Here is a 10230-nt window from a genome sequence, read left to right on the forward strand (position 1 = left end):
GGTCGCAGATATCAGCCAAGAGGTTTGTTCATGAAGTCCTTCGTCCTCGCCGCCGGCCTTGCCACCCTGATGACCGGCGCCGCGCTTGCGCAGACCTCCACCACCACGACGACGGGCGGCACGATGGCCCCGGCCGCGACCACCACGACGACGCCCGCGACGGGCATGGCGGGCGGTCCGTTCTACACGGTGCAGGCGCCGGCGAGCGGCCAGATGGCGATGAGCCACCTCGCCAGCGACCTCGACGACAAGGACGTCTACGGCGCCAACAACGAGAAGATCGGCGAGATCGAGGACTTCGTCATCAACTCGGACGGCACCGTCGCGGCGGCCGTGATCGAGGTCGGCGGCTTCCTCGGCATCGGCGAGAAGGACGTGCTCGTGAACTTCTCCGAGCTGCAGATGGCGATGGACGGCAACAAGATGCGCATCAACGCCCCGACGCTGACGCGCGAGGCGCTGACCAGCGCGCCGGACACCGATCTCGACACCGTGTTCCCCGACCACGACTGATCCGCGATCCTCGGATCGGACAGGGGCCCGCATCGGAGACGATGCGGGCCTTTTTCGTGCGTAGAGACCCGAGCGCGCCGAAGACGGTGGGGTTCGGCCTGCACCGCATCCTTTCATCTTGCGCCGCACACGGTGCGCGACTAGGGTCCGCCCGCCTCGGTCGGCAGCGGGTCCGGCCGGGCTCGCGATCCCTTTCCGACCCGCTTCGCCAGTTCAGAACGGAGCCGTTCCATGGCCTTCCTCGCCGCTTCCCTCGACCGCGTGAAGCCTTCCGCCACGATCGCCGTGTCGCAGAAGGCGCGGGAGCTGAAAGCGAAAGGCATGGACGTCATCGGCCTCGGCGCCGGCGAGCCGGATTTCGACACGCCCGACAACATCAAGCAGGCGGCCGTCGAGGCGATCGCGCGCGGCGAGACCAAGTACACCCCGATCTCGGGCATCCCGCAGCTGCGCGAGGCGATCTCCCAGAAGTTCAAGCGCGAGAACGGCCTCGACTACAAGCCGGAGCAGACGATCGTCTCGACCGGCGGCAAGCATGTCCTGTTCAACGCCTTCATGGCGACGCTGAATCCCGGCGACGAGGTCATCATCCCCGCGCCCTACTGGGTGAGCTATCCCGAGATGGTGTCGCTGTGCGGCGGCACGCCCGTCATCGTCGAGACGCGCCAGGAGGACGGCTTCAAGCTGACGGCCGAGGCGCTGGAGCGCTCGATCACGCCGAAGACCAAGTGGTTCCTCTTCAACTCGCCTTCGAACCCGACGGGCGCGGCCTACACCCATGACGAGCTGAAGCGCCTGACGGACGTCCTCATGCGCCACGAGCATGTGTGGGTGATGACCGACGACATGTACGAGCACCTCGTCTACGGCGACTTCACCTTCGCCACGCCCGCGCAGGTCGAGCCGGCGCTCTACGAGCGCACGATCACGATCAACGGCGTCTCGAAGGCCTATGCGATGACCGGCTGGCGCATCGGCTATGCCGGCGGGCCGCTGAAGCTGATCAAGGCGATGGACATGATCCAGGGCCAGCAGACCTCGGGCGCCTGCTCGATCGCGCAGTGGGCGGCGGTCGAGGCGCTGAACGGCACCCAGGACTTCATCCCGAAGAACCGCGTCATGTTCGAGCGCCGCCGCGATCTCGTGGTGTCGATGCTCAACCAGGCGAGCGGCATCGAATGCCCGTCGCCGGAGGGGGCATTCTACGTCTACCCGTCGGTCAAGGGCACGATCGGCATGAAGACCAAGGCCGGCAAGGTGATCGAGACCGACGAGGACTTCGTCACCGCGCTTCTGGAGCAGGAGGGCGTCGCGGTCGTCCACGGCACGGCGTTCGGCCTCGGCCCGAACTTCCGCCTGTCCTATGCGACGTCGGACGAGTTGCTCGAGGAAGCCTGCTCGCGCATCCAGCGCTTCTGCGGCAGCCTGCAGCGCTGAGCGCATCGATGACCTGAGTTTGAGAGGGGCGGCGGAGCGATCCGCCGCCTTTTTTCATGCGAGGAACTGGGCGGCCAGCGCGGCGCCTGCGCTCGCCGCAACGACGAGAAGCGGCGGCAAGCGCGCGACATGGAGCGCGGCGAAGGCGAGCGCGACGATCAGTCCGTCCGCCGGGGATGCGATCGAGCCACCGAGGACCAGTCCGACGAGGGCGGCTGCGAGCAGGCCGACCACAGCGGCGTTGGCGCCCGCCAGCGCGGCACGGGCGGCCGGCAAGGCGCGAAGGCGGGTCCAGGCGGGCAGGGCGGCGAGGAGAAGCAGGAAGCCGGGCAGGAAGATCGCCGCGAGCGCGACCGCCGCCCCGACGGCGGGCGAGGAGGCCGGCGCCGACAGCGCGCCGAGGAAGGCCGCGACGGTGAAGAGCGGGCCCGGCATCGCCTGCGCCGCGCCGTAGCCGGCAAGGAACGTGGACATGTCGAGCCAGCCGGGCGCCACGAGTTCGGCTTCCAGCAGCGGCAGGACGACGTGGCCGCCGCCGAAGACCAGCGAGCCGCTGCGGAAGAAGGCGTCGAAGAGGTCGACGAGGGGATGCCCCCCGTTCGCGGCAAGGAGCGGCGGCACGATCGCGAGCGCGGCAAAGAGCGCGAGGGCGATCAGGGCCGTGCGCGCGGAAAGGCCGAACTCGCGCTGCGGGGTCGCCGGTGGAAGCGCGGGGGCTTGGCCGAGCAGGCGGTAGGCGAGCGCGCCGGCTGCGATCGCCAGAACCTGCGCAAGGGCACTGGGGACGAGGAGAACGATCGCGGCCGCGGCGACGGCGATGAGGCGGCGTGACAGGTCGGGCGTCAGCGAGCGCGCCATGCCGAGCACCGCGTCGGCGACGACCGCGACAGCCGCGAGCTTCAGACCATGCAGGAGCGCTGCGCCGAACGGCCCCTCGATGCTGGACGCGCCGAGCGCGGCGGCGAACATCAGGAGCGCCGAGGGCAGCGTGAAGCCGGTGAAGGCGGCGAGCGCGCCGAGTGGGCCGGCGCGGGCGAGGCCGATGGCAAAGCCCACCTGGCTCGACGTCGGCCCCGGCAGGAACTGGCAGAGCGCGACGAGATCGGCATAGGAAGTATCGTCCAGCCAGCGCCGCTTCTCGACGAAGGCGCGGCGGAAGTAGCCGAGATGGGCGATCGGGCCGCCGAAGGAGGTGAGGCCGAGGACGAGGAATGCGCCGAAGACGGCGCCGGCGCCGGTCAGCCGGTCGAGCGAGTGCGTGGTCATGACGCGGTCTTACGACGATTCGACGAAAGGCCGGTGACGGCGACGCGACGCCGGGATGCGGACAAGAAAAAAGCCGGGCTCACGAAGAACCCGGCCGAAAAATAAGGGGCTTTCGAAAAAGCAAACCCTTGGGAGGAAACAGTCGGGAGCGAAGCAGCTTGGGAGGAGGTAAGCCCTCCGCGACCCGACTGATGAGGGTTATAGAGGAGCGATGACGCAGGACCATCGTTCATTCGGCATGTCTGGCATGCGGTGAGCGCATGCAACACGTCGAAGCCTTGTGCCCTCGCGCGACCGACCGACCGACCGACGCCCGCCCAACGTCAGTAGGACCAGGTCCGCGCCTTGCCGATGAGGAAATCGCGAAACACCTTCAGCTTGGCGGCGTCGCGCAGCTGCTCGGGATAGCAGAGGTAGGTGTCGAAGGACGCGAGGTCCAAGTCGGGCAGGACCTGAACGAGCTTGGTGTCCTTATCGATCATATAGTCGGGCAGGAGTGCGAGGCCGATGCCGCGCTCGATCGCCGACTTCATCGCCATCAGGTTGTTGATCTGGAGGATCGGCGCACGGCTCTGGCCCTCGGGAAGCCCCGCGGTTTCCAGCGCGTTGAGGTTGCGCAGGTAATTCGGCGCCGGCTCACCGAAGGTGATGATCCGATGGCGGTCGAGATCGTCGCTCGTCTCCGGCGTGCCGTAGCGCGCGAGATAGCTCGGCGCGGCGTAAACGTGGAGATGCACCGTGAAGAGGCGACGCTGGATGAGGTCGGGCTGCTGCGGCTGGCGTAGGCGGATCGCCGCGTCCGCCTTGCGCATCGTGAGGTCGATCTCCTCGTTGTCGAAGACGAGCTGCAGCTCGAGCTCGGGGTAGAGCTCCAGGAACTCTTGCGCGCGCTGCGTCAGCCAGCCGGAACCAAGGCCGACGGTCGTGGTGACGCGCAGCTTGCCCTGCGGCTTCTCGCGCGTTTCCGTCAACTGCATGCGCACCGTCTCCAGGCGCTTCAGGACGTCGGTCGCGGTCTGGTAGAGGAGTTCACCCGGCTCGGAGAGGACGAGACCGCGCGCGTGCCGGTGGAAGAGCGGCGCGCCGATCTCCTGCTCCAGCGCCGCCACCTGACGCGAGATCGCGGACTGCGACAGGTTCAGGACGTTCGCGGCATGGGTGAACGACCCGGCTTCGGCGGCTGCGTGGAAGATCCGCAGCTTGTCCCAGTCGAGCGCCATCGATCCCCAGCCTCCCCCGAAGCCTCAAGAGTACGTCGTTATTCGGCGGCTTGCCGTGTTTCGGTCACGGCCTGCGCGGTCAACCAGCGCTCGGCCTCGAGCGCCGCCATGCAGCCGAGCCCGGCCGCGGTGACCGCCTGCCGGAACACGTCGTCCGCGACGTCGCCGGCCGCGAACACGCCCTCGATCGAGGTGCGGGTCGTGCCCGGCTCGACCCAGAGATAGCCGCCGTCCTTCTGGCGGAGCTGGTTGCCGAAGACCTCGGTCGCCGGCGCATGGCCGATGGCGACGAAGACGCCGTCGGTCGCGATGTCGTGCGTTTCCCCCGAAACGCGGTCGCGCAGCCGCACGCCCGTCACCGACTTCATCGGCTTGAGGTTGCCGAGCACCTCGGCGACCTCCGCGTTCCAAACGACCTTGACGTTGTCCTTGGCGAACAGGCGATTCTGCAGGATGCGCTCGGCACGGAACCCGTCGCGACGGTGCACGACGGTGACGGACCTGGCGATGTTCGAGAGATACAGCGCTTCCTCGACGGCCGTGTTGCCGCCGCCGACCACCACCACGTCCTTGCCGCGATAGAAGAAGCCGTCGCACGTGGCGCAGGCCGAGACGCCGAAGCCCTGGAAGGCGGCTTCCGACTCGAGGCCGAGCCAGCGGGCCTGCGCACCCGTCGCGATGATGACGGCATCCGCCGTATAGGTCGTGCCGCTGTCGCCCCGGAACGAGAACGGGCGGCGCGAGAGGTCTGCCTCGACGATCAGGTCGGACGCCATTTCGGCGCCGACATTGAGCGCCTGCTGCTTCATCTCCTCCATCAGGAACGGGCCGGCGATCGGGTCGCGATAGCCGGGATAGTTCTCCACCTCAGAGGTGATCGTGAGCTGTCCGCCCTCCTGCAGGCCGGCGACGAGAAGCGGCTTCATCATGGCGCGCGCGGCATAGATCGCGGCCGTATATCCGGCCGGGCCGGAGCCGATGACGAGAATTTCCGCGTGGCGCTGGGTCATGACGAGACTCTGGCTTCCGATACCGCGCCGGACATGGGCGCAACCCTTGTCGTCTTCAATAGATCACCGGCGGCAAGCCCACAACACGATCCGTTGCGCCGGCGCAACACATCCCCATCGAACGCCGCGCGGGCTGGACGCGATTCGGCCCCGTCGCTATGGTCCCCGCTCTTTCCGCGACGAACCCGAAGGGAGGGCGCATGAACATCCATCCGTCGATCCTTCGCCCTGCCGGACTGCGTCCGCTCCCGCCTCAGGCCTGAGCGCTCCTCCGCCACTCGTCGCGCCGGTCCTGCCGGCCACCTCCTTTCCGATCGAACGCTCCGAGGTGCCCTTCGTGCGCCGCGCGGGGCAGGGACGGCATCCGTTGCCGTAGTCGAGCCATGTCCGTGACCACCAAGGCCGATCGCGCGGGCGCGATCCGCAGAACGCTATCCTTCACCGTGTCCAACTGGCGGGACGAGCGCCCGCTGGCGTTCTCGGTCGCCGGCTGCATCACTCTGGCGACGCTCGCCGACATCCTGATCCCGTTCTTTGCCGGCCGTCTCGTCGATGCGCTGTCGTCGACTGGCGAGACGCGCGAGCTCGGCCCGGCGCTGCAGGCGCTCGGCGCGATGGCGGCGCTCGGCATCGTCTTCGTCGCGGCCCGCCACTGCGCTTGGGCGAGCGTCGTGCCGATGACGCTGCGCATCATGCGGCGCGTCGGGGAGGAGACGTTCGGCCGGGTGCAGCACTTCTCCGCCAGCTGGCACGCCAACAGCTTCTCCGGCTCGGTGGTGCGGCAGATCACGCGCGGCATGTGGGCGCTCGACCTCCTGCACGACATCCTGCTCCTAGCGCTCCTGCCCTCGATGGTGGTGCTGGTCGGCACCGTCGCGCTCCTCAGCGCGCAGTGGCCGGTGATGGGGCTCGCGATGGGAACCGGCGCCGTCCTCTACGTCGCGATGACCGTTCTCCTCTCGACGCGCTGGGTCGCGCCGATCTCGCGTATCTCCAACCGGCTCGACACGCGGGTCGGCGGCGTCATCGCCGACGCGCTCGCCTGCAACGGCGTCGTCAAGGCGTTCGGCGCGGAGGCGCGCGAGGAGGCGCGGCTCGGCGAGGCGCTCGGCGCCTGGGCGGTCGGCACGCGCCGCACGTGGATGCGCGGCACCTGGCTCGGCACGCTGCAGACCGTGGTGCTCTGGGGCATCCGCATCGGCATCGCGGGCGTCGCCGTTCTCCTGTGGTGGCGCGGCGAGGCTTCGCCCGGCGACGTCACCTACATCCTGACGACCTACTTCGTGCTGCACGGCTACCTCCGCGACATCGGCATGCACGTCAACAACCTCCAGCGCTCGGTGAACGAACTGGAGGAGCTGGTCGATCTGAACGACGAGCGGCCCGAGATTCGTGACGTTCCCGGCGCGCCCGCCATCGTGCCCGGGCCGGGCGAGATCCGGTTCGAGGACGTGCGCTTCCACTACGGCGCGCATGCGACGCCGCTCTACGACGGGCTGTCGGTCGCGATCCCCGCCGGCCAGCGCGTCGGGCTGGTCGGGCCGTCGGGCTCGGGCAAGACGACCTTCGTCAAGCTCATCCAGCGGCTGCACGACGTGGCGGGCGGCCGGGTGCTCGTCGACGGGCAGGACGTGGCCGCGGTCGCCCAGGTCTCGCTGCGGCGGCGGATCGCGGTGGTGCCGCAGGAGTCGATCCTGTTCCACCGGACGCTCGCCGAGAACATCGCCTATGCCCGGCCGGAGGCGACGCGCGGCGAAATCGAGGCGGCGGCGCGTCTCGCCCATGCCGATGCCTTCATCGCTCGGATGCCCGATGGCTACGACACGCTGGTGGGCGAGCGGGGCGTGAAGCTCTCGGGCGGCGAGCGCCAGCGGATCGCGCTCGCCCGCGCCTTCCTGGCGGATGCGCCGATCCTCGTCCTCGACGAGGCGACCTCGGCGCTGGACTCGCAGTCCGAGCACCTGATCCAGGCCGCGACCGAGCGGCTGATGACGGGCCGCACCGCGCTCGTCATCGCGCATCGGCTGTCGACCGTGCGCTCGCTCGACCGCATCCTCGTCTTCGACCGGGGGCGGATCGTCGAGGACGGCGCGCCGGCCGAGCTGTTGCTGCGCTCCGGCGGCCTCTACCGCGCGCTGGTCGAGCAACAGTCGGCCGGCATGATCGGGGGATGAACCATGCGGCGCGGGGGGACGGCTTGTCTCCCCCGCGCCCCGACCTCTAGAAGCAGGGAAGGTTCGGCCGGCGGGGGGCGGCGCGGCCGCTCGTCGGGGAAGCAGGGCCATCGTCAGGACCATCAGCCATGTGGCCGCGATCTTCGGGCTGATCCTGTCGGGAGCGATGCTTCTGCCGGCGCTGGTCGACCTGTCCGACGGCAACCGCGACTGGGTCGTCTTCGTCGGCACGGGCGGGGTCGTCGGTGCGGTCTGCACGCTGATCGCCGTCGCCACGCGCGGCGCGAGCGTGCGCCCGACGCCGCGCTTCGGGTTCCTGCTGGTGACGACGATCTGGCTGGTCTCGACCGTCACGGCATCGCTGCCGCTCTACTTCGCCGAGACCGAACTGTCGTTTGCGGCTGCCGTGTTCGAGGCCATGTCGGGGTTGACCACGACCGGCGCGACGGCGCTGTCCGGCCTCGACGCCCTGCCGCGCGGGCTCCTCCTCTGGCGCTCGCTCCTCAACTTCCTCGGCGGCATCGGGATCATCGGCATGGCGCTCCTGATCCTGCCGTCGCTGCGCGTCGGCGGAATGGCGCTCTTCCAGTTGGAAAGCTCCGACCGCTCCGGCAAGCTCCTGCCGCGCGTCAGCCAGCTCGCCTCTGGCATCGTCGCCGTCTACGCCACGATGACGCTGGTCTGCGCGATGCTCTATTTCGCGCTCGGCATGAGCCTCTTCGACGCGTTCAACCATGCGATGTCGACACTGGCGACGGGCGGCTTCTCGACCCACGACGAGAGCCTCGGCTTCTTTCAGAGCGACGCGATCCTCATGGTGGCGACGGTCTTCATGATGGCCGGCTCGCTGCCCTTCGTGCTCTACATCCGCATCTTCCTGCCGCGGCGCTTTCAGCGCTGGCGCGACCCGCAGGTCGCCCTGTTCCTCGTGCTCTGTGTGGTGCTGTCGCTGGCGCTGGCGGTGACGCGCGTCGTGATCAACGAGGTGCCGCTCGGCGAGGCACTCCTGTCCTCGACGTTCAACCTCGTGTCGGTCATCACCACCACCGGCTTCGTCTCGGAGGACTTCACGCTCTGGTCGAACGCGGCGATCGGCATCTTCTTCCTCGCCTTGTTCATCGGCGGCTGCGCGGGATCGACCGCCGGCGGCATCAAGGTCAACCGGATCATCATCCTCTATGCGCTGATGCGCGCGAACTTCGCGCGCGTCATCCGGCCCCATTCCGTCCAGCGGCTGAAATACGGCCACGACGACATCTCGATCGAGACGCTGCAGAGCGTGACGATCTTCATCTTCCTATTCTTCCTGTCGCTGCTTCTCGGCACCACGGCGCTCTCGATCTGCGGGCTCGAACTCCTCACCGCCTTTTCCGCGTCGTTGACGGCGGTCGGCAACGTGGGCCCGGGCTTCGGACAGGTCGTCGGGCCGGCGGGCAACTTCTCCTCGCTGTCGGCGCCCGCCCTGTGGATCCTGTCGTTCCTGATGCTGATCGGGCGGCTCGAGATCGTCACCGTGCTGGTGATCCTGTCGCCGGGCTTTTGGAGAGACTGATGCGGGCCGTCTTCATCAACCTCGACCGGGCGGTAGAGCGCCGCGCCTTCATGGAAGCGCAGGGGGCGCGGCTCGGCCTCCCGCTCCAGCGCGTGCGGGCGGTGGAGACGGGGGATATCTCCGCGGACGTCGCGGCGCGGCTGAACGGGCGCTGGGAGCGGCCCCTGAGGGGGCCGGAACTCGGCTGTTTCCTGTCCCACCATGCGATCTGGGAGGACGTCGCGGCGGGCGCGGAGCCGGTGCTGGTGTTGGAGGACGACGCGGTCCTCTCGCGGCGGATCGGCGTGGCGCTTCCGGCGCTGGCGGCCTTCGCGGGCCCGGACTTCCTCAACCTCGAAAGCTTCGACCGCAAGCGATTTGCGGCGCGGCGGGCGGCGGACCTCGGCGGCGGCGTCTCCGTGCGGCGCATGTATCGCGACAAGTCGGGCTCGGCCGGCTACCTCCTCTGGCCGTCAGGGGCGGTCAAGCTGCTGGAGCGCACCGAGCGGCGCGGGGCGGCGCCGGTCGACGCCTTCCTGCACGGGTTTGCCGGGCTCGTCTCCTGGCAGGCGGAGCCGGCGCTGGTGGTGCAGGCGCATATCCTCGAGGCGCGGGGGCTGAAGGCCAGCGTCGATCCGGCGACCTCAATCCAGGCAATGCGCAAGCGGTCGAGCCTCCGCTGCGATAACTGGCCGTTTCTCCTCCGCCGGATCGGCACGCAGGTCGGGCTCGCGCGCTATCATCTCATGCGGCTGGGCTTGGCTCAGTACGAGCGGACACCGATCGTCGACGAGGACTTCGGTCAGGTCGATGCCCACAAGCTCTCATAGACGGCGATGATCTCGTCGGCTTCGCGCGCGAGGGCGAACTCGGCGCGCGCCTTGGCAAGAGAAGCGTCCGCCGCCTGCACGCGGCGTGGCTCGTCGTTGAGGAGGAGCTCGATGGCGGCCACCAGCGCTGGCAGGTTGTCCGGCGGGACGATCGCGCCGCATCCGTCCGTCACGACGTCGGAGAAGACGCCGACGTCGGCGGCCACCACAGGCACGCCGCAGGACATGGCCTCCATCGGCGTCAGGCCG

General features: G+C 69.0%; 9 protein-coding genes. 5 read left to right on the top strand and 4 right to left on the bottom strand.

Annotated features, from left to right (window positions below; translation table 11 throughout):
• Positions 1–30 precede the first annotated feature (30 nt).
• Together QZ753_RS05290 and QZ753_RS05295 are read left to right on the top strand one after the other, a co-directional pair.
• On the top strand, positions 31–513 hold the full coding sequence (locus QZ753_RS05290; protein WP_294641642.1) for a PRC-barrel domain-containing protein: 483 nt from the start codon (positions 31–33) through the stop codon (positions 511–513).
• Positions 514–744: 231 nt separating this feature from the next.
• Positions 745–1950 carry a pyridoxal phosphate-dependent aminotransferase gene (locus QZ753_RS05295; RefSeq protein WP_294641643.1) on the top strand — a complete coding sequence of 402 codons (1206 nt, stop codon included), beginning with the start codon at positions 745–747 and terminating at the stop codon, positions 1948–1950.
• Positions 1951–2004: 54 nt separating this feature from the next.
• On the opposite strand, the gene chrA is transcribed toward QZ753_RS05295, so the two are convergent.
• The 3 genes from chrA to trxB all read right to left on the bottom strand — a co-directional run bounded on the left by chrA (position 2005) and on the right by trxB (position 5446).
• Positions 2005–3216, bottom strand: a complete 1212-nt coding sequence (gene chrA, locus QZ753_RS05300) for a chromate efflux transporter (RefSeq protein ID WP_294641644.1) — start codon at positions 3214–3216, stop codon at positions 2005–2007.
• A gap of 323 nt (positions 3217–3539) precedes the next feature.
• Positions 3540–4436, bottom strand: coding sequence for a LysR family transcriptional regulator (locus QZ753_RS05305; protein ID WP_294641645.1), 897 nt, complete (start codon positions 4434–4436; stop codon positions 3540–3542).
• A 38-nt stretch (positions 4437–4474) separates the two neighbouring features.
• Positions 4475–5446, bottom strand: coding sequence for a thioredoxin-disulfide reductase (gene trxB / locus QZ753_RS05310; protein ID WP_294641646.1), 972 nt, complete (start codon positions 5444–5446; stop codon positions 4475–4477).
• 383 nt (positions 5447–5829) lie between these two features.
• Here trxB and QZ753_RS05315 point away from each other — a divergent pair, with 383 nt between their 5' ends.
• From QZ753_RS05315 to QZ753_RS05325, 3 genes are all read left to right on the top strand, one after another.
• Complete coding sequence (locus tag QZ753_RS05315) at positions 5830–7620, top strand: ABC transporter ATP-binding protein (protein WP_294641647.1); 1791 nt, start codon at positions 5830–5832, stop codon at positions 7618–7620.
• A 154-nt stretch (positions 7621–7774) separates the two neighbouring features.
• The gene (locus QZ753_RS05320) at positions 7775–9172 is read left to right on the top strand and encodes a TrkH family potassium uptake protein (RefSeq protein ID WP_294641650.1); all 1398 of its coding nucleotides are present in this window, start codon (positions 7775–7777) and stop codon (positions 9170–9172) included.
• Positions 9172–9981, top strand: a complete 810-nt coding sequence (locus tag QZ753_RS05325; RefSeq protein ID WP_294641648.1) for a glycosyltransferase family 25 protein — start codon at positions 9172–9174, stop codon at positions 9979–9981. The genes QZ753_RS05320 and QZ753_RS05325 overlap by 1 nt, the downstream gene beginning before the upstream one ends.
• On the opposite strand, the gene QZ753_RS05330 is transcribed toward QZ753_RS05325, so the two are convergent.
• Positions 9954–10230 (bottom strand): glycosyltransferase (locus QZ753_RS05330; protein WP_294641649.1); only part of this gene is annotated, 277 nt, incomplete at its 5' end. The genes QZ753_RS05325 and QZ753_RS05330 overlap by 28 nt on opposite strands.

Source organism: uncultured Aureimonas sp. (assembly GCF_913775355.1).
Taxonomy (GTDB): domain Bacteria; phylum Pseudomonadota; class Alphaproteobacteria; order Rhizobiales; family Rhizobiaceae; genus Aureimonas.